Here is a 22,674-nt window from a genome sequence, read left to right as displayed (position 1 = left end):
CTATGTGGGATAAGGTTAAATCGCTGATCGGCAATTATGCCCCTTTGATTGGAACGTTAATTGGTGGCCCTGTTGGTACCGCTGTAGGTGGCTTGGTGTCTAGTGCTCTAGGTGTTGAAAATACACCGCAGGCAATCGAGCAAGAGTTAGCTGTGAATCCAGAAGCCGTTCTGAAACTCAAGCAGTTAGAAGCTGATCATGAGGTTGAACTCAAACAGTTGGCATTTGAGCATGCAAAACTTGAGAGCGAAGAACGCAAATTGGCTATGACTCAACAACACGCAACGATGCAGGCAGAACTTGCAAGTAATGACCCTTATGTGCGCCGTTGGCGTCCAACTTGGGGTTACTCGATGTGTGCCGCTTGGGTTTTGCTGTTCTTGAGCCTTGCAGTGGTCATGATGTTTTATCCAGAGCATGCAGCCAATGTAGTGAATAGCGTGGTAGCAATGACGCCGTTGTTTGGTATTGGGCTGACAGTGCTTGGCATCAACATTCACAAACGTTCGCAAGACAAGCAAGTGTCTATGGGAAACACCCCATTGGGCACAATCAACACCCTGAAAGCAGCGATTAAAGGGGGCTAAATGGCGGATTGGGTGGCTGCACTCGCAGCAGTAGGAATGCTGATTGCCGTAGTAGTGGGTGCGGTTATCACTCGATTAACAGCCGTTTCTAAAGATTTGGCAGAACACAAAACCCACGTAGCTGAAACCTACGCAACCAAAGACGATGTAAAAGAGTTGGGCGACAGAATGGAACGCAACATGGCATCGGGCTTTGATCGAATTTACAACTTATTGAAAGGAAGAGACGCAGCATGACTAAACCTGCTTTCACATCAAAACCTGTAGTAGTGGCTATCGGTGGTACTGATTTCGAATTCACCCCAACGGTGCAAGATGCGAACAACCATACCAATGACATGATGCCGAATAACAAAGTGGCTCCTGCATACACGTATTTGACTCGCACTGTTAAACCAGAGCAGAAAGATGCGCTGATCGAGTTACTTGATAGCGTGCCCGGTCTAACCATTGAGCTGTTCGCAACGGTGAGTAATGCCTCTAAAGGTGGCATTGAAATCTCACTAAAAAAATAACTGACAGGGCAAAGCGGATTGAAGATAACCCACTTGAACAAGCCTTTGCCCTGCGTCGTCATTTTCTCCCCAATGAACCAGACGACGAACAAAGTTTAAGCCGCGCTATCTGGCTGGATAAACACCAGTTCGAACGCGAAGAAAGAGCAGTAATGAGCGCAATTAGCCGATTGTTTAGTAAGTAAGGTAAGCATCACGCATGAGTATGGAAAAGCTACTAATGCATGTGGCACTGGTTGACCAAGTCACCAAGCCATTACAAGGCATTACCAAAGAGGTGCAATCTTCCATGGAAGCAGGCAAACAAGGCATGCAGAACATGGCGACAGGTGGCGCAGGTTTGGTTGCTACTGGTTTTGCTATCCAAAATGCGTTGATGCCTGCCATTGAAATGGACAGAAAACTAGGTGAGGTTAAATCACTTGGTGTCACTGATGATGCGTTAAAACAGTTGCAAGCAACGGCTTTAGATTTTGCTGCTGAGTACGGCAAATCAGCAACTGAGTTTGTTGGTGCTTCCTATGATATTCAATCCGCTATTGCGGGGTTAAGCGGTGATGAGCTTTCCCAATTTACTAAAGCTTCAGGTGTGCTTGCTGCTGCGACTAAAGCTGACACTGCCACTATCACCAGTTACATGGGCACCATGTACGGGATATTTAAGAACCAAGCCACAGAAATGGGCAAAGGTGAATGGGTTGAACAAGTAGCAGGCATGACCGCCAGTGCCGTTCAAATGTTCAAGACAACGGGTAGTGAAATGAGTAGCGCCTTTACCAGTGTGGGTGCTAACGCTACATCGGCAGGTATTGCGATGTCTGAACAAATGGCGATCTTAGGTACGTTGCAAGCCACTATGAGCGGCAGTGAAGCAGGTACCAAATATAAAGCGTTCCTAGCTGGCGTTGCTAATGCTCAAGACAAACTTAATTTGTCCTTTACAGACAGCCAAGGGCAAATGCTGCCAATGCTGGATATTCTCAACCAGTTGAAAGGTAAGTACGGTGACACGCTCAGCGTTGCCGAATCTGCTGACTTGAAAAAAGCATTTGGCTCAGAGGAAGCCGTAAGCATGATCAAGTTGCTCATGGCTGATACTGATGGGTTAGCAGGAAGCATTGAGCAACTAGGCCAAGTCCAAGGCATGTCAAAAGCCGAAGAAATGGCAAGTGCAATGACCGACCAATGGGAACGGCTCGAAGCGTCATGGTTTGCCGTTCGTGCTGCAGTTTTTGGTGCCATTCTTCCGTCTATCAATGCCATTGTGGGTTCAATGGCTAATGGCTTGGTTTATATCACTGGCTGGACTGATGAATTTCCGTGGCTTGCTGAAATTCTGGGTTATGTTGCTATTGCGGGTTTATCCCTTGGTGGTGTAGTCGCAACACTCTCGCTTGCTATGGGTATTGGGCAAATGATGTCTGCAGGTTGGGCCGTCACCATGACGGGCTTGAACAGCATCATGAAACTGCTACGCATTACCACAATTGCAAGCACTGCCGCCGCTTGGTTATTTAATGCCGCTTTATGGGCGAACCCAATCACATGGGTAGTAGCTGGTATTGCACTGCTTATTGGTGGTGTGGCCGCTGCAATCTATTGGTGGGACGACTTAACCGCAGCATTCAAAGACACGGCTTGGTTTGATGTTATTGCCGGAGCTATTGAGGGCATTGTTGACCTGCTGAACATGATCCCCGGCGTGGATATTGATCTGGGTAGCAAGGTTGACACGCCAGAAGTGAGTGCAGCAGTACAAGCCGAACGAAACGCACCTACATCTATTCAACCAATGGCGTTCGACGCCCCAGAAATGCCAACGGGTAACGGTGGCAGCATTGCCGAATACAAACAGCCGGGAGCAATGCCAACACTACCGCCAAGCATGGTTCAAAACGTAACGACTACCCATAAACCGCAAGGCGGCAACATGAACTCATACGGTGACGTTTACATCACCGCACCGAATGGAATTACACCAGACCAGTTAGCCGAATGGGATGAACTCAATGCCGGATAGTAAGAAGTACATCGACATTAAAGTGATTGACGGTGGATGGGATATGGACGCAGGTCAACAGCCTGCCGAATGCAGCGATTTATACAGCATCGCACAAGATATTAAGCACGCCATTATGGAGTCGGGTTTGGCCCGTCAATTGGTTGCTGAACGTAACCCAGCATTACGAGCTGATGTGATGGTGCAGATTGAGCAGTTAGCAGAGCGTGATGTGAGAGTCGTTCCCGGTACGGCAACGGCAACAGAGTTAGAAGCGGGTGAAATCACGTTAACCGCAACCGCTTATGAATATGGTGATCTAGAGCTTTCTGTAGGAGATAACGGGGCATGAGTAAACGACCAAACGCAGACTTTGTTGAGATTCTAAGTGAATCGGGTGTGCCTGTTACCGAAGAAGAATTTGAAACCAAGCTAAAACAAGAAGTGGTTGGAGCTGGCAGCAAGGTATCTAATGACTCTGAAATGTCACCGTTTTGGCGATGGGTTCGCGCTGCTGTAGTTACACCATGTGTGTGGCTGATCAGAACACTACTAGCAGAACACGTCATGCCGAATATGTTTGTGGCAACGGCAGAGCGTTGGGCTTTAGAGCTGAAAGCTTGGGAACATGACATCGAGCCGAAAGACGCAGAGAAAACACAAGGCAATATCACTTTAACCAAGGCGAACGCTGCTGATGCTGTCACGATAGAAGCGGGTAAAGTGGTTCAAACCCTGCCGATTGATGGTGTTGTGTATAAAGTTCGAGTGCTTGCTGAAACCGTGATTGATGCAGGTCAACTAACGGGCAAAGTGCTGGTTGAAGCATTCGAAGCAGGCGCAGCTTTTAACTTACCTGCAGGTTACTTCAATATCATTCCAGAAGAGATTCCGGGCATTGTCGATGCGGTAAACGAACCAGACTGGATAACCAAATTAGGCGCAGACGCTGAAAGTGAAGAAGAACTGGCACTGCGTATTCAGAACGCTTTCACTAGTTCGGGTGAATGGCACATTGATGATGTTTACCGCTCTATTATTTCCAGTGTTGCCGGGATTCGTAGCGATAACATCTATTTCAATAATACAGGTGAAGTGACGCCGGGCACTGCAGAAGCATTGATCTTGATGGAAGTCGGAGCAACACCGCAGCCAGTTCTTGACCAGTTAAATGACCACATTATGGCTAAGGGGCATCACGGCCATGGTGATGTGCTGACTTGTAAAGCTATTCCAGATACTGAGCACGATGTGATCGCCGATGTTGTGTTGGTTGCGAACTTAGACGAAGCGAGCAAAGTTAACGAGCTGCTGGAAGTCGAAGACCGTATCAGGGCAGCATTTCGTGAGACTGCAGCTTATCCAGAAATGACCCGAGCAAAACCAGAAAGTCGCTTTAGTCTTTCTCTGCTTGGTACTGAGATTCATACCAATATGGCGCAGGTTGAATCGGTAAAGTTCACCGTAGGCGGAAAGGTTCAAGAGGACATTATCAGCGACCTAGAGCAGCCACGTTTGAAAACGTTAACGGTAAGGTAGTAAGCCATGTCTGAACCGCAAAGCTACAACCAAGAGCAACATGCACCAGAGTTACCGGAAACGGTTATTCCATGGTGGCAAGACGGCAGCACCACATCGGAAGAAGTCAAAGAGCCGCATTTTCTTTCAAAAGGCGTGTTCGCATTCTTTCAAATGGTTTGGGGTTGGTTGCTGTTTCCACTTCGCCAAATGGATGCGCTGACATGCAGTGAAAACACCTTGGAGCTAATGGCTTGGGATAGAGACATCAAACGTTTTGAGGGTGAGCCGCTTTCGCTGTTTCGTAAGCGAGTGAAATACGCTGCCGTGAATGCCAAAGACGCAGGCAGCGTTGCAGGGTTTAAGCGAATTTTTGAAAGGTTGGGCATTGGTATCGTCGCGTTTAAAGAACGTGAAGATGCAGTGCAGTGGGATGTTTGCACAATTGAGCTAACAGACGGTGATATTTCCAATAATACCAAGTTGGTTCAAACCCTGATTGAACAGTATGGCCGAACGTGTCGCCGCTACCGTTTTCAAGTGACGTTCCCGACAACCTTAACCGTTGCCAGTGGTGAGTTCTCACACAATTTCAGCCTGTTTTTAGCAGAAACTAAACCAGTCGTTGAAATGAATGTGAAAGCGCAGCCAGTTGAACATCAACAACAAGTTTTTATTGCCAGCCTTTAGTTGGTAAACATTTGTATAGCCAGTTAAAGAAAACAGGGGGAGGTACCCAATGAGCCAAACGGCAATCCCGCTCGAATTTGAGCGTTACTTGCAAAATCAGATTAGTGTCGGTGATGCACCAGACATGAACGAAATGATTTTTGCGCACATTCCGGGGCTAGACCCAAGCCAGCCAATTAACCGTGAAAATGGTTTGCCTGATGTTTCACTATGGGTTCACCAACAAGACATCGACCAAGTGGGCAAACTTGGTGACAACGCACTGGCGTATTCAGTGGTGATCCCCGGTACCGTTGCAGAGTTCACCTTTAACGCGATTTATCTACGTGACAAGAATGTGCCGAATTCTTGCGGAATGGTGGTGCACAAAGCCGAAGAAACCAAAGAAAACGGTATGGCGAGCACTAAGTCATTGGTGCAAGCCTATGACGGAGCCGCACAAATCGCCGGAATTACCGTTGATGCTTCGACTTGGCAGATTGACTATCAAGCACGTTTGAAAGGTATCGAAGAAGACCACCGATTGGCCTGCTTAGATAACTACGGTCACACCGCTTTTGTTGATGGGTTCGACGTTACCCAACAAGCTGACCCGAACAAATATAAAGTGACTCCTGGTGTTGTATATGTCGGTGGTTTACGTGGTGTGTTAACTGGTGAAGTGCTGCAAACCATCGACACTAAACCAAATGGTTTGTACGTGGATGTCGTTCGCCAAGGTACCGCGCTGTCAGTGTGGGAAAACAAGGTCACGATTGCAGTTTCTGAAACTGAGCTAACCGATTATGTCGACGGTAACGGGAACCAACACTATGTGGCAAAATTGGCCGGAATTAATGCTGATGGTTCAGTAGTTGATTGGCGGGTTAAAGGTGGTTTGGCGGAGCATGTGGAAGATAGTAACCCTCACACGCAATATACAAAGCTAGCCCATTTAGTTGGCTTAATCGGAGAGTTCCATGATGCAGGAACCAAGCTTGGTTGGATTGATTTAAAAGGTGGTGAGCTTTCGAGAGTTACAGATAAGTTACTCTGGGATTACGCAGTGGCTTCTGGAATGACTGTAGCACAAGCAACTAAAGATGCTGATCCTATAACTCATGCCATGAAGTTTGGTGATGGTGATGGTTCAACAACCTTTACTTTGCCAAATCATCACTTGGGGCATTTTGTTCGTGGTACACCTAGTGGAGTGAGTCATGGCGATACGCAAGGTGATGCAATTCGAAATATTACGGCTAGAGCAATTCCAACGTTTGGGAGTGCCTCGTCGGCTTTTTTACCTGTTCATGGTTTTGAGGGAGCAATGAACAGTGTGTCAAATAGCTCCTCATCGTCTGGCGTTAGCGCTGGAAGCCCTATAACCATTTCAACAGGTATTGTTTTCAATGCTTCTTGGGTAGTTCCAACTGCGAATGAAAACCGACCATACACTGCAAATCTTTCAATCAAAATTCACCGAGGTTGGATGTAATGAAAATAGCATATCACTACGATTACAAAACCCTCATTTATCAGGGTGAGAGTCAAATTCATAAGGTGGTTGGATATGATGAATATATCTTGCCTCAGTTTTCTACATGGATAGCTAAACCTGATTTTGACGAAGAAACCGAACAAGCCAAATTTGATGTGAAAAATCAGAAATGGCTTGTCGAGACAAAACCAGTTGAAGTGACGGCTTACAATAAGCAAACCCACGAATCAAAAGTGTTTGACGATGTATCTGTAGTCACTGATGACTACACGCTGAAAAAACCGTTAACGCGATGGGATGAGTGGATTAATGACGCTTGGGTAACAAACGAAAGCAATAAATACATTGCTGAATACGACCAAGTGGATAGTGCACGTCGAGCTGCTTACCGTGAAGTTAGTGATTCGTTGTATATGGAAGCATGGCGCAAAGAGTCAAAAGGCTTAGTTGATGAAGCGGCAGCGTTCAGACAGCAAGCTGATGCGGCAGTAGAGCTAATACAAACCGAAAACCCTTGGCCGACTCCGCCAGAGGTCTAGCGATATGTGGCAACAATCCTCATTAAGTTGGCCTAACAGTTCGCAAACCATTCAAACCAGTGCCGAGCAGGTGACAGACCAAATCGGCACAACGATGAATGATGCAGCTAGCCGCTTAACTAACCTTGAAAGTGACGCCAGTTATGGGCGTCACTCTTTAAGTGAAGAAGCGAATGCGTTACTTGGTTTACGTGGTGATCTTGAATCTTTGTTAAGAACTGGCACTGTACTAACCGCCACACCTTACCAGTTTCAAGTTGGTACCAAGTTGGATTCGGGTTGTTATCTGAACCCACAGTCAGCAGTTAAAGTGCTATCTAGCAAACTCCGTGATCATGCTGACAAGTACCGACCAAATGGCAATCTTCACTGTATTGCACTTATGGTGACAGCTTCACAATTAGCACAGTTCGCTAATCAGTTGACGGATCTTGTTTCCGTGTTTCCTTTGCCAGATTGGTGTCAGGTGGCTAGGCAAACTCAAGCATTAGTGACCAATGAAACCGATAAGCTTCACCAATCTGCTGCAATCGTCCAGCCTCGCTTCAAACCTATGGCGAAACTCAATGCCAATCCATTGCATGACGCTTTGCATTGGCAGGGGGCACAAATCGCCACGCTTGAATCGTTAGCTGATGATGCAAACCATGTGATCGGTAAGTTGCAGGCACTGGCAGCAAAGAGAGCTACAAGGTTGGGTGATGTCAAAGCGCAGATAAATGCACTTAAAAACCTAAAAGGTAGTGTTTACGCTTTTTCTGTTTCTGGTAGTGCTGAAAGCATCGCAACGCAGATTAGCCAAGCAGGTGCACCAAACAATCATCAATTCACCGTGGCGAGTCTATTGCTTAGCCATGATCCAATGACCTTTTTTGAGGAGTTGCTATGTTAGCTCTCGATGGTGTGCCGGTTAACTTAGACTCGATGAAAGTTGAAATGTCGATGGAGTTAAAAGACCAAGACATGAGCGGTCAATCATCGGGTACCGATACGGCAGAGCAAGGCGATAAAGGCAAGAAACTGACCTTTAGTGGTCGTGTTCCTTTCACTCGTGTAGAAACGCTCACCCAGTTGTATTCGCTTGCATCCGACAAAGACGACACCAACACACGCAGGGTGTATCGGATTGGTAACGACATAGCGTTAGCACTCAAGATTCGCAATGTGAAATTTACTGGCCGTATCAATGCGAGAGAGCATGAAACCTTACAGGCTTGGAACGTCTCTTTTGAGTTGCGAGAGCACAACAGTGTTGCAGAACAAAAAGAGCAACGAGCCAAAGAGCAAACCAAACCAGAACAACGAGAAAATACACGACTAAAACAGGCACTGAATAACGCAGAGGAAGCAACGCAATGAAGCTAGAAAAACGCCTGTTTATTAGTGGTGAAGAAGTCAAACTGGTTAGTAACATGGTGAGCCTAAAGCTATCACTAGGCAGTGTTGCGATCTTCGAAGTTGAAACCAAGGAAAACCCAGAGCAGTTTGCGTCTGTACGTTTTGATATTGGTTATGAGAACAAAACCGCCCCTTGGTTTGAGGGGTATATTGACAAAGTTCAACCTGCAGCAAATGGCTACCATAAAATTACGGTTAAAGAACTGGCTGGCATTTTGTCTAAACGTTGGGCAGTTAGCTTAGAGCACCCAACCGCAGAGCAGGTGATCGGCGTTCTTTCAGATTTGACAGGGCTTGAGTTTAATTTGCCTGATGCTGACTACATCAAAACCACTATTCCAAACTTTGTTTGCCAAGGCACGGGCTATCAGTGCTTAGAGCAAATCGCCAAGGCGTTTTCTATTCCTGATTGTGTTTGGTTCCAACATACTGATCAGGTCGTGTACTTCGGTTCGTATCAAGATAGCCACTTCAACAACAAACCTATGCCGATACCGGAAGAGTTTACCAGTCGCCAAAGTGGTAACAGTGTCACCTTTGTTCCGTTCCCTATGCTAAGGCCGGGCAGAGTCATGAACGACAAGCGAGTTAATCGAGTTGATTTGATTCAAGACGAAATGACCGCTTATTGGAAAACTGAACAATCCGAAGTACCACCGAAAAAACGTGAAACGCTGCAGAACTTCCCAGAGTTGGCAGCAGGTTTTCATTTGCCTAAGTTTGGCCGTGTTGAGGTAGTGAGAGACACAGCGACAGCCGGGCAAGTTGCTGACCCATTTCGCCCAAGGTTTGCGGTAGATGTTCAGGTGCTTGATGAAAACTTAAACCCAGATAGTAACGTGCCTATCTATCGCTCGATTCCATTGCCTGTTCATATGAGTGGGCATGAATCTGGATTGCTGTCTTACCCTCTAGAGGGAACATTGGTTGAAATCGCTTTCGCATATGGTCGGAATGACAGACCTATCATTCGTGGTGTTTATGGCCGTGAATATGCGTTGCCGTCTATTGAGCCGGGGGAACAACTGCAGCAGCAACGTGAAGAGGTCAGCAACCGAATTGATGCAGCAGGAAACACCACCCAACAAACCGACCAAACGCAAAACCAAAAAGCATTCGAAAAGCTAGACCAAGTAGAATGCTATCGTGGTGAATTTGGTCAGCACCATATTTTGGTTGATGAGCACAGCATTGAAGAAGTGATTGGCAAAAAGCTTATTGAAGCACTAGGCGCGATTAACTTAATTGCAGGTGATGACATTGTGCTAGGTAGTTTGGGCAACATGCAAACCGCGACTGCTGGCGAATTGGTGGAGACTATCGGCAAAGTTCGCCGAAGTATTGCTGCTGATCACCAATGGCTGCAGTCGCCAAAAACGTGGGTAGGCTCTAAGCAAGAGAATGTCTTAATTCTTCTGTCTGAACTTATGCAGGTAGTGAAAGAACTTGCCGACACATTAGCGACTCATACGCATAGTGGTGTTGTAGCTGGCCCGGCAACAACTAAAGCACCAGTTCAAGCGAGTGCCATTAGTGGCCATGGCTCGGATAGTTCCAACCTTAAAGGGCGACTCGACCCAATTACACAAACAAGTTAGCCCACAGAAACGCCCACAATCAACGCAGCCAAACGGCTGCGTTTCTTTATGCCTGCATTAAGGCAAAACCAGAACAACATCACTACGGCGCAAACAGCGACCACAGAGCCACGAAACACAAAGACCGGATGACAAAATCCGCACTCTCCTCACCCGCCTGCGCGGTTTTTCGATCAGTTTTTTTACAGTTTTTGAGTTATGAAAAATCAGGGGGGGCAGCAAGCCAAGCGGATAAGGTGCAAAGCCTTTTGCTATAAAGGGATTCGGGGTGGGGTAAACCCTCTCAAAATAGCTTATATAGCCCGATATAGAATTTCAGTCATTTCAGTTTTTTTCAGCAAATTGAAAAATTAACGATCAGAAAGGATCTGGTGATTGCTTGTAAGTTGTTGATAAATAACGGGTGGGATATTTTTTGTCACTGTTTCGACGATCTGAAAGGGATTTTTAAAGATCTCTTTTGTGTCTTGTTAGGCTAGACAGGACAAGGTTTGAAAGCGAATTTTAGTGGATTTACATTTTTTCAAAATAGAACAGAGGAAAAAAAGAAAAGCTTTACGGTAACATTAGACAAAGTGATGCCACAAAAAAGCGGATTTTGTTGACTGATTATGAAGAAAAGCAAGCAAATTACAGTTGAATTGGTGGAGTTTGAATGTGATGAATGCAGCGGTGGTGTGTACCGAGTCGATAGTTCGACAGTACCTAGCAATAACCAATGGCGACACACCTGTACGAATTGTAAAAAAGAAGCCTATTTCGTCTACCCATTCCCTTACATTGCATATAAAGGGGAAGAGTTCATTTTACGCAAACATATTCCAAGACAGTCACCTAAGCCTGATTTGTAAGATGCTATAAAACAAAAGTGGCGACACTAAATTGTGTCGCCACTTTATCGCCATTTGGTGTGAAGTCATTAATTAAGTTGTTGATATTTAATGACTAATCAACTGCGTTAATCTTACTTAGTGTAAGACTGAGCAATGTTGTCAATGCGCTCGTTTGCACGTGCGGCTTCTTCTTGAGCAGCCATTGCTGCATCACCAGACTTGCTTACTTCAGCTTGTAGAGCTTCTACGCTTTGGCTAAGCTGGCTTACTTGATTGTTTAGCTCATCCAGCTGTGCTGTTGTAGCTTCGTCTGGACCAGACGCACAACCTGCTAGTAGAAGAACAGAAGATGCAGCTGCTGCGATCAACATTTTGTTCATAAAGAACTCCTTGCATGTATAGTATCAATAAAACGCCCTATACATTCTATATCGTATAGTGACGGTGAATAGTGTAGCCCTAATTGTGCGCTACCAAAAGCATAGAAAAGTCAAAAAAAACCAAGTTTTTAAGTAATTATCAAATTAGTTGACCAAAGTCTCATTGGTAAGAGTAATTAATGTATGTGCATTAACCAAGTCTACTTTAGGTATTGACTCGTAGAGATAATATTTTCTGTGATCTCTATCCTCAGAATACGAATCCAGTTATCATAGCCTGTTTTTAAATTTATTTGTTGCGAGTGGCGAAAATGTGCTCACTCACAACGATCAGCCATTGAATGGAGAACACTTTGTATTTTAAAGATTTAGGTTTAGACAATCGCTTATTAAAGAACTTGAAGCATTTTGACTTTAAGAAAGCGACAGAGATCCAGCAGAAAGCGATTCCAGTCGCGATCGCTGGTAAAGATCTGTTGGCTTCTTCAAAGACGGGTTCTGGCAAAACGTTGGCTTTTGTTCTTCCTATGCTCCACAAGTCTCTAAAAAATAAAGCGTTCTCTGCGAAAGATCCTAGAGCTGTGGTTCTTGCTCCAACGCGAGAATTAGCAAAGCAGGTGTACGGTGAATTGCGCTCAATGCTTGGTGGTTTGTCTTACGATGCGACGTTAATTGTTGGCGGTGAAAACTTTAATGACCAAGTTAAAGCGTTACGTAAATACCCAAAGTTTATTGTCGCGACTCCAGGGCGTTTAGCTGACCATCTCGAACATCGCTCTCTATTCTTAGATGGTTTAGAGACATTAGTTCTTGATGAAGCTGACCGTATGTTGGATCTAGGCTTTGCTCCAGAGCTTCGCCGCATTCACAATGCTGCGAAACACCGTCGCCGCCAGACTCTGATGTTCTCTGCGACACTTGATCATGCTGAAGTCAACGATATTGCTTTTGAGATGTTGGATGCCCCTAAACGTATTGCTGTTGGTGCGTCAACTGAAGAGCACAAAGATATTACGCAGAAATTCTACCTTTGTGATCACCTAGATCATAAAGAGGCGATTTTAGAACGCATTTTAGAAGAAGCTCAGTACAAGCAGTTGATTATCTTTACCGCAACACGTGTCGATACTGAACGCCTAACGCAGAAACTAAACGAGAAGAAGTTAAAAGCTGTTGCGTTGAGCGGTGGCCTAAACCAAACTCAGCGTAACACTATCATGAGTCAGTTTGAACGCGCAGTGTTCAAGATTCTTGTAACAACCGATGTTGCTTCTCGTGGCCTAGATATCGCGAATGTGACTCACGTGGTGAACTTTGACATGCCTAAGCACACGGAAGAGTATGTGCACCGTGTCGGTCGTACAGGTCGTGCTGGTAACAAAGGTGATGCTGTGTCATTGGTTGGCCCTAAAGACTGGGATAGCTTTAAGCGTGTTGAAGCCTACTTACAGCAAGACCTTTCTTTCTCTGAGCTAGAAGGTTTAAAAGGTAAGTTCAAAGGGCTACGTCCACGCAAAGCAGATTATCGCAATAAAGGTAAAGTTGCTGATAAAGCGAAGCCTAAAGCGAAGAAAACGGCGAAAAAGCCAGTTAAGCGCGATAAGAGCTTCCACCAAAATGTTGCGGTGGGGGACTCAGTGTTTATTCCTAAGAAGAAAGTCGCGCCTAAAGTCGACGATGAGTAGAATCAAAAAAGGGTTGCCAACTGGTAACCCTTTTTATTGATAGTGAGATAAAGTTAGACTTTAAAGAAGCCTAATTGCTGTTTTTGGTTCTCTGCGAGATTTGACAACTCTTGGCTTGCAGCAGCAGATTGTGTAATGCCCGTAACGTTTTGTCTAACGAGTTCATAGATGTTACCAAGATTCTTATTGATGTCAGACGTTACTTGGCCTTGCTCTTCTGATGCGATGGCTACTTGGGCGTTGAGCGATGTAAGCTCTGAAATCGAACTACTAATATTGTTTAGTGACGCGCTTACTTGTGCCGCTTGCTTTTGATTCTGCTCTAACATCTCTAAGCTAGTCGTCATGCTGTTGTTTGCGCTGCCAGACTGACGCTGTAGCTCTTCGATGATGGTTTGAATCTCTTTGGTTGATTCTTGTGTACGTGCAGCAAGCATACGTACTTCATCAGCAACCACGGCGAAACCACGGCCGCTTTCACCTGCTCGCGCGGCTTCAATCGCTGCATTGAGTGCCAGCAAGTTGGTTTGCTCAGAGATGCTTTCAATAACTTCGATGACTTTACCTATTTGCTCTGATTGATCTTGCAAACTATTCACTACGTTGGCAGCTTCCGCTAACTGATCTGCCATCTTGGCGCTAGTTTGAGTGTTCTGCTCAAAAATCTCTAGGCTTTCACGTGCGAGTTTGTCGGCATTGGTTGATGCTGCATCAGCTAGGTTTGCGTTTTGTGTCACTTCTGAGGCGGTGCTTTCCATTTGATTGATAGCCGACGCCACCTGCTCTACTTCATTTTTCTCTTGATCAGAGTTTGCACTAGATTGTGTCATTACTGCAGCGAGCTCGGTTGAAGCAGAAGCAACATCCATACTAATACGAACTAAAGCATCGACTGTTTGTTTTAATTGTGCAGTGGTTGAGTTGAAATCACGGGATAGGACAGTGATTTCATTGTTGCCTTCTTCTTCTACGCGTACCTTTAGGTTTCCTTGCGCCAAGCTTTGCATCGCTAATTGCAGCTTTTTAATTGGGGTGACAATAATGCCAGCAAGCACCCAACTGATCACAAATGCTAGCAGCAGTACTAAAGATAGACCGATAATGGAGTTGGTCATCACTGATGAATGGATTTCACTGTTCTTGTTAATGCCTGCAATCGCGATGGTATTTAGCTTGCTAGACAGGGCGTCGATGCCTTCAACCATGGCTTTGCCCTTATCTCGATAAAGAGCGGAAGCCTGTTCATACTGACGCTGGAATTCGTTGGAAACATTGGATTGGCTGTGTTTGCTTTTGAGCAGAGGGATCATAGTGTCGATTGAGTAGCTCACGTAGTTCTCGATTGCTACTTCCATCTGTTCAATTTCGTTCTTAAGGCCAGGGACTTCGCTTAGTGAGTCCAATAAGCGTCGATTTTCGTTCTGTTTTGCACGTAATGTTGATTGTAGCTGCGCGACGTCATTTGCACGAAACAGGCTATAGATAGCCTTAATACGCATCGCGTAGGTGTTATCGATAATTTTAGTCAGTTGATCTTTGTGGTTAATGACTACTTCGGTGGAAGCCGTCACCTGTTGGAACGCACTTCTAAGGTTTGTGGTGCTGTAGCTGATACCTACAAAAAGAAGTATCAGCGTAAATAGTACAGGAACTACAACCTGTAATTTAATGGATAAGCCGCTTAATAACTGGCGCATTAAAAGTCCTCTATGATGAATGTAATTGTCTGTTATTATTTTTATCGCGAATGATTCTAATTTCTTTGATGGATAATTCAATATGAAAATTAAGTCGGGTTGTGAAAGTTTGAAGGGACACTATGCAACAGTTTTTACCTTTTTATTCATGGGGTTACTTTCATGTTGTATTTGATTTATAAGTTGTTTGTTAATTGTTCGATGTGCGCGCTGAGTGTACAGAGTGGCTAAACTTCTGGCTTAAACCCTAAAATGTCTTTGTCACAGAGGCTTCAATTAACTGAAACACAATTGTCACATTGGAATTCTAAAGTGAGCACCGTTCAAGTAAACACAACGGCAATAAAGCCACTTAAGGAAATTGTGATGAAAAAGACAGTAATCGGTGCAATCGCACTACTAGGCGCAATGGCAGTGACACCAGTTTCTGCTAAAGAAACTATCTCTGCTGTAGGCTCTAGCAGCGTAACTCCACTGATGGAAGTTTTCTCTGAAACATATATGAAGATACATCCAGATGTATTTGTCGAGGTGCAAGGCCCAGGATCTTCTGTGGGTATAAAAGCAGCGAAAAATGGCTCTGCTGACCTAGGGATGTCTTCTCGTAGCCTAAAAGACTCAGAAAAAGAACCAACATTAAAAGAAGAAGCTATTGCTCATGATGGTATTGCCGTTGTCGTAAACCCACAAAACAAGTTGTCAGGTTTAACGGCTGAACAAGTTAGCGCTATCTACAAGGGAGAGGTAACTAATTGGAAAGATGTTGGTGGATCGAATAAGCCAATTGTTGTGGTTACTCGTGATACCGCATCAGGTACTCGTGGAGCTTTTGAAGACATTATGAAGTTGAAGATGAAGATATCTGACAAAGAAGTATCAGCGATCTCTCAACGTGCTCAGGTTGCTAGCGGTAATGGAGCACTGAAAACCATGGTCGCTTCTAATCCATATGCAATTGGTTACATTTCACTTGGTACTGTAGATAACTCTGTAAACGCACTACCAATTGATGGCGTTAAAGCTTCTGATGCTAACGTGAAGAATGGTTCTTACAAAATTTCTCGTCCTTTCCTAGTGCTTTATAAAGACGGTAAACCTTCTGCTGAGACACAGAAGTTCCTAGATTGGATGTTAAGTGATGAAGCGCAGGCTCTAGTTGACCAAAAAGGTTACATCTCGATTAACTAATTAAACATTACTCTGATTATTTGCTCAGCCCACATTTCGGGCTGAGTGTTTTCAATCCAATTCGAATCTTTAATAGAATCGAACTGTGAGATTTCTATATGACCATCGCAAATAGTGAAAAGCTTATGAATATTGAAGCGACTCAATTGAATAAGTCAGGCCTACGCACCAAAAAACGCGTAGACTGGAGAGAGCGAATCTTCCACGGCCTGTTTTTAACCAGTGCAGTAATTGGCATTGTTTCTCTAGCCGTTATTGTTTACTTCATTGTCCAAGAAAGTATCCCAGCGTTCCAAGAGGCAGGTGTTTCTGGCATCGTGCTTGGCCAAAATTGGCTTCCACCAGCACTATATGGTGTGGCAACTATGATTGTCGCATCGGTTGTTTCTACCTTAGGGGCAGTTGCCGTTGGTGTTCCTGTTGGTATCCTCACTGCTATCTATATTGCTGAAATCGCACCAAAACGTGTTGCCGATATCATTCGACCAGCCGTTGAGCTTTTAGCTGGTATTCCTTCTGTGGTTTACGGTTTCTTCGGTCTTGTGATTATCGTTCCCTTGATTCAGGACATTTTCAATGTCCCAGCGGGTAACACTATCCTGGCCGGTATTATTGTTCTTGGTGTGATGATCCTACCAACGGTTATTACAGTTTCTGAAACATCGATTCGTGCAGTGCCACGCACTTACAAAGAAGGTTCGCTTGCATTAGGCGCATCCAAGATATTCACCATTTTTAAGTTGTTAGTGCCAGCAGCACGTAGCGGTATCATGACGGGTGTTATCTTAGGTATTGGTCGTGCGCTAGGGGAAACCATGGCAATTATTATGGTGATGGGTAACGCACCTGCAATGCCTGAAGGCATACTTGATTCAGCTCGTACACTAACGGCAAACATTGCGATTGAAATGTCTTATGCAAGTGGCGTTCACGCTAATGCATTGTATGCGACGGGCGTTGTTCTTCTTGTGTTTATCATGTCATTGAATGCGGTTCTTCTGTACTTAAACCGTGAGAAGGCGAGGTAGTAACGATGTCTTTAGTAAACAACTCTAATACTATGACCATGGATAAAGCGAAGCTTAAAAAAGCACGTCAGACAAAAGACAACATCCTCACTACTTTTATCTGGGCGGCAGCAGCTGTTACGGTCGGTTTTCTGTTCTGGATTATTTGGTACATTCTATCTAACGGCTTGCAACACGTAGATTGGAGCTTCATCACCGACAACTACACACGTACTGGTGACGAGCATGGCATTTTCCCTATGATTGTCGCGACAATCTACATGGTAATTGCGTCCATCGCCGTGGCAGCGCCACTAGGGATCATGACAGCCATCTACCTAACGGAGTATGCTAAGGTTGGTAGTAAACTAGTCAAGGTAATCCGCTTCTGTACTGAATCTTTAGCGGGTATTCCATCTATCATCTTTGGTTTATTCGGGATGACATTCTTTGTCGTGATACTTGGACTAGGTTTCTCGATTCTATCTGGCGCACTCACGCTAAGTATCCTAATTCTTCCTGTGATCATTCGTACCACGGAAGAGGCGCTAATGGCGGTACCACAAACTTATCGCGAGGGCTCATACGGCCTTGGCGCTTCAAAAATCTACACAATCTGGCGTTTGATTCTACCAAGTGCGATGCCGGGTATCTTAACTTCGGTCATTCTAAGTATTGGTCGCGTTATTGGTGAGTCTGCACCTGTGTTTTTAACCGCAGGTATGGTTGCACGTATTCCAGATTCTCTGTTTGATTCTGGCCGTACGTTAACTGTTCATCTTTACAAGCTAACTACCGAGCTGTTTACCATTGAAGAGTGGAACCAAGCTTACGGGACAGCAACAGTACTTATCGTTGTCGTACTACTGATTAATACAGTGACAAAACTAATTGCACGACGCTTCAACACAGCAACTTACTAATACTTGCTGAGCATTAAAATACTGATAACAGAATTGACGAATTTAGAGATAATAAAATGAACAAATTTAATATTGAAAACCTAGATCTATTTTACGGTGAAAACCAAGCGCTTAAATCGATTAACCTTCCGGTTCCAGAGCGCCAAGTGACCGCGCTAATTGGTCCGTCAGGTTGTGGTAAGTCGACACTGCTTCGTTGTCTTAACCGCATGAACGATTTGATTGAAGGGGTAAAAATCACTGGCCGCTTAGAGATGGATGGTGATGATATTTACGGCAACATCGATGTCGCAGACCTACGTATCAAAGTAGGTATGGTGTTCCAAAAGCCAAACCCATTCCCAATGAGTATCTATGAAAACGTAGCTTATGGTTTGCGTGCACAAGGCATCAAGGACAAAAAGCACATTGATCAAGTTGTAGAGCGCTCTCTGCGCGGCGCGGCGCTTTGGGATGAAGTAAAGGACCGTTTAAAGTCGCACGCATTTGGGCTATCTGGTGGTCAGCAGCAACGCCTGTGTATTGCTCGCACGATTGCGATGGAGCCGGATGTTATTTTAATGGATGAGCCGACTTCAGCGCTAGATCCTATTGCGACTCATAAGATTGAAGAGTTGATGGAAGAGCTGAAAAAGGACTACACCATTGTTATCGTGACTCACTCAATGCAGCAAGCACGTCGTATTTCAGACCGTACGGCTTTCTTCCTAATGGGAGAGCTGGTGGAGCATAACGATACGCAAGTAATCTTTAGTGAACCACAAGACGATCGCACACGTGGTTACGTAAACGGTGACTTTGGTTAATTAAGTTTTGGTATAACAAATAATAACTATAAGCGATGGTACTTTGCCCCTCTATTTAGAGGGGTTTTTTTGTTTCTGAGTACTAGTGACTAGTTTGCGGGCTGGCAACTAGGTTTAAGAACAAGTGTAGGTTTGACTGTATCGGTAGAAAGGGTAAGGGTGATGTTATCCATAGGGTGCTTTAACGAGAGGGTATAACGAGAGTTAGGGGAAAGTTTGTAGTTTAATTGGCTCGCAGTTTGAACAGTCAATTTCGCTTTATCAGGGGTTGTTTCATCAGACTCGATGGTTAGCTGCAATGTGCCGCCACTTAGTTTGCACGTGATACTGGTGAAATCAGAAATCGCATGGTCGAAAAGAGGTTGTGTGCTTGACGATAAGGAAGGCAATAACGCAAAAGCGGTGCCAAGAAGCACCGCTTTATTAACAATCAAAAACTTCATCGAAGATTAGTTTTGAGTGATGTACACAGAGCTTAGCTGCGAATTGGTCATTGTCACTGAAGCAAAGTCATTGGTTGTTTGAGAAATATCAACCATGTTGTCTGCAGAACCTGCTTGAATCGATACGTCAGCGAATGAATCACGACCTTTTTGGTTAACGTAAACGAAGTTACGCTCACTTGCACCAGAGATATCGATATCTGCATAGTTCTCATGAGAACGTTGGTCTACATCGACTAGGTTGTCGTTACTTCCACCTGAAATAGTAACTTCTGCGATGTTGTTGTCACGTCGCTGTGCAACAAAAACGAAGTTATCGTTACTAGCATCAGTGATATCAACGTCGATTAGGTTATTTTCAGAGTTTCCTGAAGCACTTTTAACGGTTGTTTGTACAAAGTTGTTATCACTGTCAACTACATCAATATCTACAGTGTTGTTATCTGCATTGTAACCTGTGAAGTAGCTGTACGTAGCGTTACCATTACCAGTCACATCTACGTAGACATCGTTGTCGTCAGCACCTTTAAATTGAACGTAAGAGTGGTTGTCATCACCGTCTTGGTTGATTTCAACGTAGTTGTCATCCGTTGGGAAAACTCCAGGGATCGCGCCGTCTACTAAAACGGAGTTACGGTTACCTTCTTGGTCAATGTATACGTCGTTGTTCGAGCTGTACTTGAAATTAACTACAGCGTCGTTACCGTCAGCCCAAGCAGTACCAGGAGAACTCTGATCAATCTTAACATAGTCATTGGTTGAGTCTTCAAGAGTCGTTGTTGCTGTATTACCTGCGTAAACTGTACCTGATGCTAGAATAGCTGTGATTGCGATTGCTAACTTTTTCATGAATAGATCCTTTATATTGTCCGTTTATTTGTGTTTTATCCTTTACGTCCATTATTGCCTAACGTAAATACCTCGATTCATATTGTTAAATATGACGATGGAGTCTCCACCGTCTTGTTCAATGCCGTAGCTAGAGTTGCCTTTATCAACAACTATGGCCAAATTGTGGTTATTTTCTTGCACGATACTTATATCACTACCGTAATCTGAGTATGAGCAATCAAACCCTTGGCACTGTCTTAAGTAAGCGATGTTATGACTGCCACTTTGGCTGATATAGCTATTGTGGTTGTAACCCGCTTGGATAATTTCTGCGTAATTATCTTGTCCTTCAGATTGTTCAATCACAGCAAGGTTCTCTGAACCTGATTGAGAAACGACTGCCGTATTTCTAGTCGTATTTCTTTGTACAGCTTTGGCTTTATTAGTCCCTAAACCTGCATTTATCTGAGAGATGTGAACCTCAGAGTCAAAGGTGTTTTCGAGCACGACTTCCGCATAATTGCTGTATGAGACAGACTTGTCATACAGCTCTGAATATAGAGGGGAGCCATCATAAAACTCACCAAACTCAGTCGCCATATCACTGGAGTAATTTATGTCTGTACCTTCCGCATACGCTGAAGTCGCCACTAATAAAGAAAAGACAACAAAACCTAATGTACGCTGTGTATGATTTTGCACCTTAACCTCCGCAGAGTTGGAGTAATTCCGAACTCGCACTTATTATGATTTCGATATTGGTAAACTCAATGAACTAATAATTGGAAAATTAATAATTGATTTGTTTATTTAGTGGGGGTTAGATATCAAAAATGACACAATATAGTTTATTTCCTTGTTGAGTATTTGTAGTTCTTTAGTTTGTTTTTCTATTTAAGTGATTGTTTTTAAATTGGTGTTGTTGTTATTTGAACTGGTTCCTTTGTCTCTTTGATGTGTGTATTTGATGAGATTTTGATTGTGTCATAAATGAGAATGCTTAATTTATTTATTAAGTGCTGTTTTAAGTTTGTTCATTATTAGATAAGTTTTGTCATGCTTATTTTATGGCAGAATAAATTTAATTGGCTGGAAGCTAATATGGGTCGTTGTAGTGTAAAAGGATTGCTTGTTTCTCTATCTGTCACTGTTTTTGTCAGTTATTCAACACCAGTATTTGCAGTGATAGAAACGGATGAAAAAATCGAAGAAAAGAGAGACTCACATTTACTTGAAAATGAAGTAGATGGACTGCTTATCGATAGGACAATGACTCGATTGGGAGATGATTTTTATTTTTTCTTCACTCAGTTAATGAATGAACGACATGGCTCTTTAAAAGAGAACCTAACAGTCAAGGAACGCCCGACGGCTTTATCAGGAAGTATTATTAGTATCTTTCATCGAGATAAACTTATATATCGCACGGCTCTATCTCCGGGTAGACAGCATGCTGAAGATAAAGCAAAGGAAGCGTTAACCGCTGTCACTTCTCACCTTTTAAGAGGCTTTGTTGCGTAATTCGGACAGAAAAACAAACCGCCCGAAATTGTGCAATTCTTAAACAACAAACTGAGTTTCAGGCATACCAAGCCCTGTAAGCTTGTTCAGCGCTTTAATCATGGCGTAGGTTTCGCCAACCTGAGCATTGTAGTTTCGCAGGCTTAACCTCCCACCTAGCAACTGCTTCACTCGATACATGGCTGTTTCTGATAGTGAACGTTTGTGATAACCATACCGCTTTTTCCACTTCTTGTTGGAGCCGTAGAGCTTTTGGCAACCCACTGCTAAATTGCGAGGATGTCCTTGTTCCCAGAAGGCTGCCCCTTCTCTTGGTGGGATAAGCGGAATAGCTCGCTTAATCCGTATGGCATCATGGCAGTTCCTTGTGTCGTAAGCACCATCTCCAGATATCTCGATGATTTGTCGACGTGTTTGCTTGAGCAAATTAGGAAGGACTTCTGAATCAGTGACATTAGATAAACTCAGTTCTGCTGCTACTATCTCGTGAGTACTGGTGTCGACTGCTAAATGCAGCTTTCTCCAGACTCTACGCTTCCCGTCAGTACCGTGCTTCTTGACCTTCCATTCACCTTCGCCATAAACCTTGAGACCAGTGGCATCAATGGCCAGATGCTGTATCGCACCTCTGGTTTTAGTTTTAAATGAAACCTCAACCTGCTGGGCTCGACGGCTTATACAGGTGTAATGCGGACAAACAAGCGGTATGTTAGCCAGCTTAAATACTGAGTCTAGAAAACCTTGCAGCGCTCTCAATGGCATAGAGAAAACGCGTTTTACCATCAGTGCGGTAGTAATGGCTAGGTCGCTGAATCGACGAGGCCTGCCGCGCTTACTCTGTTTGCTTTGCTTCCACTCGCGTATGGCTTCCTCATCAATCCAGAAAGTGAGTGAACCACGGTTGATTAGGGCTTTGTTGTACTGTTTCCAGTTAGTTGTTTTGTAACGAGGTTTCGGCATAAGGCTACGATGATTAACTGATGTAGCCGATCAGATCGTAACTTCCTGATTTAGTTCCATCGAATTACGCAACAAAGCC

At 44.3% G+C, this 22,674-nt stretch carries 25 protein-coding genes and 1 pseudogene; 20 read left to right on the top strand and 6 right to left on the bottom strand.

The features are described 5' to 3' along the window. Window positions 1-2: 2 nt before the first annotated feature. The 14 genes and pseudogenes from ACU01J_RS19190 (at window position 3) to ACU01J_RS19125 (ending at window position 11,172) form a co-directional block, all read left to right on the top strand. On the top strand, window positions 3-587 hold the full coding sequence (locus ACU01J_RS19190) for a 3TM-type holin (RefSeq protein ID WP_481087139.1): 585 nt from the start codon (window positions 3-5) through the stop codon (window positions 585-587). Next, on the top strand, window positions 588-824 hold the full coding sequence (locus ACU01J_RS19185; protein WP_038157310.1) for a hypothetical protein: 237 nt from the start codon (window positions 588-590) through the stop codon (window positions 822-824). Next, window positions 821-1,102: a putative phage tail assembly chaperone gene (locus tag ACU01J_RS19180; protein WP_076653580.1), complete on the top strand. Its 282-nt coding sequence runs from the start codon at window positions 821-823 to the stop codon at window positions 1,100-1,102. The genes ACU01J_RS19185 and ACU01J_RS19180 overlap by 4 nt, the downstream gene beginning before the upstream one ends. After that, window positions 1,099-1,287, top strand: a complete 189-nt coding sequence (locus ACU01J_RS19175) for a DUF6890 family protein (RefSeq protein WP_425086313.1) — start codon at window positions 1,099-1,101, stop codon at window positions 1,285-1,287. Before ACU01J_RS19180 ends, ACU01J_RS19175 begins: the two co-directional genes overlap by 4 nt. Window positions 1,288-1,301: 14 nt before the next feature. Then, entirely contained in the window at window positions 1,302-3,122 is a 1,821-nt protein-coding gene (locus ACU01J_RS19170) for a phage tail tape measure protein (RefSeq protein WP_481087138.1), read from the top strand. Continuing rightward, window positions 3,112-3,453, top strand: a complete 342-nt coding sequence (locus ACU01J_RS19165) for a DUF2590 family protein (protein ID WP_137033756.1) — start codon at window positions 3,112-3,114, stop codon at window positions 3,451-3,453. The genes ACU01J_RS19170 and ACU01J_RS19165 overlap by 11 nt, the downstream gene beginning before the upstream one ends. After that, window positions 3,450-4,640, top strand: a complete 1,191-nt coding sequence (locus tag ACU01J_RS19160; protein ID WP_481087137.1) for a baseplate J/gp47 family protein — start codon at window positions 3,450-3,452, stop codon at window positions 4,638-4,640. The genes ACU01J_RS19165 and ACU01J_RS19160 overlap by 4 nt, the downstream gene beginning before the upstream one ends. A 6-nt stretch (window positions 4,641-4,646) precedes the next feature. After that, a complete protein-coding gene (locus tag ACU01J_RS19155; RefSeq protein WP_481087136.1) occupies window positions 4,647-5,309 on the top strand; it encodes a phage tail protein in 663 nt (220 codons plus the stop codon). Window positions 5,310-5,358: 49 nt separating this feature from the next. After that, window positions 5,359-6,198, top strand: a pseudogene (locus ACU01J_RS19150) (phage tail-collar fiber domain-containing protein); the annotation flags it as partial. A gap of 584 nt (window positions 6,199-6,782) precedes the next feature. After that, the gene (locus ACU01J_RS19145; protein WP_481087135.1) at window positions 6,783-7,325 is read left to right on the top strand and encodes a hypothetical protein; all 543 of its coding nucleotides are present in this window, start codon (window positions 6,783-6,785) and stop codon (window positions 7,323-7,325) included. A 4-nt stretch (window positions 7,326-7,329) separates the two neighbouring features. Beyond that, on the top strand, window positions 7,330-8,217 hold the full coding sequence (locus ACU01J_RS19140) for a hypothetical protein (RefSeq protein WP_481087134.1): 888 nt from the start codon (window positions 7,330-7,332) through the stop codon (window positions 8,215-8,217). Further along, entirely contained in the window at window positions 8,211-8,684 is a 474-nt protein-coding gene (locus ACU01J_RS19135; protein WP_095533347.1) for a baseplate complex protein, read from the top strand. The genes ACU01J_RS19140 and ACU01J_RS19135 overlap by 7 nt, the downstream gene beginning before the upstream one ends. Beyond that, complete coding sequence (locus tag ACU01J_RS19130; RefSeq protein WP_481087133.1) at window positions 8,681-10,321, top strand: hypothetical protein; 1,641 nt, start codon at window positions 8,681-8,683, stop codon at window positions 10,319-10,321. Before ACU01J_RS19135 ends, ACU01J_RS19130 begins: the two co-directional genes overlap by 4 nt. A gap of 611 nt (window positions 10,322-10,932) precedes the next feature. Beyond that, window positions 10,933-11,172, top strand: coding sequence for a hypothetical protein (locus ACU01J_RS19125; protein ID WP_331422695.1), 240 nt, complete (start codon window positions 10,933-10,935; stop codon window positions 11,170-11,172). A 113-nt stretch (window positions 11,173-11,285) separates the two neighbouring features. Here the strand turns inward: ACU01J_RS19125 and ACU01J_RS19120 are convergent, their stop codons facing one another. Continuing rightward, window positions 11,286-11,534 (bottom strand): Lpp/OprI family alanine-zipper lipoprotein, encoded by a 249-nt coding sequence (locus ACU01J_RS19120; RefSeq protein ID WP_481087132.1) that lies wholly within the window; start codon window positions 11,532-11,534, stop codon window positions 11,286-11,288. Window positions 11,535-11,875: 341 nt separating this feature from the next. On the opposite strand from ACU01J_RS19120, the gene ACU01J_RS19115 reads away from it, so the two are divergent. After that, window positions 11,876-13,219, top strand: coding sequence for a DEAD/DEAH box helicase (locus ACU01J_RS19115; protein ID WP_481087131.1), 1,344 nt, complete (start codon window positions 11,876-11,878; stop codon window positions 13,217-13,219). Between the two features lie 53 nt (window positions 13,220-13,272). Here the strand turns inward: ACU01J_RS19115 and ACU01J_RS19110 are convergent, their stop codons facing one another. Further along, complete coding sequence (locus ACU01J_RS19110; RefSeq protein ID WP_481087130.1) at window positions 13,273-14,916, bottom strand: methyl-accepting chemotaxis protein; 1,644 nt, start codon at window positions 14,914-14,916, stop codon at window positions 13,273-13,275. A gap of 366 nt (window positions 14,917-15,282) precedes the next feature. Here ACU01J_RS19110 and ACU01J_RS19105 point away from each other — a divergent pair, with 366 nt between their 5' ends. The 4 genes from ACU01J_RS19105 (at window position 15,283) to pstB (ending at window position 18,840) form a co-directional block, all read left to right on the top strand. Further along, the gene (locus tag ACU01J_RS19105; protein WP_481087129.1) at window positions 15,283-16,104 is read left to right on the top strand and encodes a phosphate ABC transporter substrate-binding protein; all 822 of its coding nucleotides are present in this window, start codon (window positions 15,283-15,285) and stop codon (window positions 16,102-16,104) included. Between the two features lie 98 nt (window positions 16,105-16,202). Further along, on the top strand, window positions 16,203-17,132 hold the full coding sequence (pstC, locus tag ACU01J_RS19100) for a phosphate ABC transporter permease subunit PstC (protein WP_481087128.1): 930 nt from the start codon (window positions 16,203-16,205) through the stop codon (window positions 17,130-17,132). Between the two features lie 38 nt (window positions 17,133-17,170). Beyond that, entirely contained in the window at window positions 17,171-18,034 is an 864-nt protein-coding gene (pstA, locus tag ACU01J_RS19095) for a phosphate ABC transporter permease PstA (RefSeq protein ID WP_481087169.1), read from the top strand. A gap of 56 nt (window positions 18,035-18,090) precedes the next feature. Next, a complete protein-coding gene (gene pstB, locus ACU01J_RS19090; protein ID WP_481087127.1) occupies window positions 18,091-18,840 on the top strand; it encodes a phosphate ABC transporter ATP-binding protein PstB in 750 nt (249 codons plus the stop codon). An 89-nt stretch (window positions 18,841-18,929) separates the two neighbouring features. On the opposite strand, the gene ACU01J_RS19085 is transcribed toward pstB, so the two are convergent. From ACU01J_RS19085 to ACU01J_RS19075, 3 genes are read right to left on the bottom strand one after another with little or no spacing between them, the layout of a single operon-like run. Then, entirely contained in the window at window positions 18,930-19,283 is a 354-nt protein-coding gene (locus ACU01J_RS19085) for a hypothetical protein (protein WP_481087126.1), read from the bottom strand. A gap of 6 nt (window positions 19,284-19,289) precedes the next feature. Further along, on the bottom strand, window positions 19,290-20,132 hold the full coding sequence (locus ACU01J_RS19080) for a hypothetical protein (protein WP_481087125.1): 843 nt from the start codon (window positions 20,130-20,132) through the stop codon (window positions 19,290-19,292). A 51-nt stretch (window positions 20,133-20,183) separates the two neighbouring features. Further along, window positions 20,184-20,816: a curlin subunit CsgB gene (locus ACU01J_RS19075; RefSeq protein WP_481087124.1), complete on the bottom strand. Its 633-nt coding sequence runs from the start codon at window positions 20,814-20,816 to the stop codon at window positions 20,184-20,186. A 354-nt stretch (window positions 20,817-21,170) separates the two neighbouring features. Between ACU01J_RS19075 and ACU01J_RS19070 the strand changes: the two genes are divergently transcribed. Beyond that, window positions 21,171-21,635, top strand: a complete 465-nt coding sequence (locus ACU01J_RS19070; protein WP_481087123.1) for a CsgE family curli-type amyloid fiber assembly protein — start codon at window positions 21,171-21,173, stop codon at window positions 21,633-21,635. A 39-nt stretch (window positions 21,636-21,674) separates the two neighbouring features. Here the strand turns inward: ACU01J_RS19070 and ACU01J_RS19065 are convergent, their stop codons facing one another. Continuing rightward, a complete protein-coding gene (locus ACU01J_RS19065) occupies window positions 21,675-22,595 on the bottom strand; it encodes an IS5 family transposase (RefSeq protein ID WP_481085133.1) in 921 nt (306 codons plus the stop codon). Window positions 22,596-22,674: the final 79 nt, after the last annotated feature.

The organism is Vibrio sp. 2433-A1 (genome assembly GCF_056726085.1).
The sequence above is the reverse complement of the archived record's forward strand: the minus strand, read 5'-3'. Positions and strand labels throughout refer to the sequence as shown.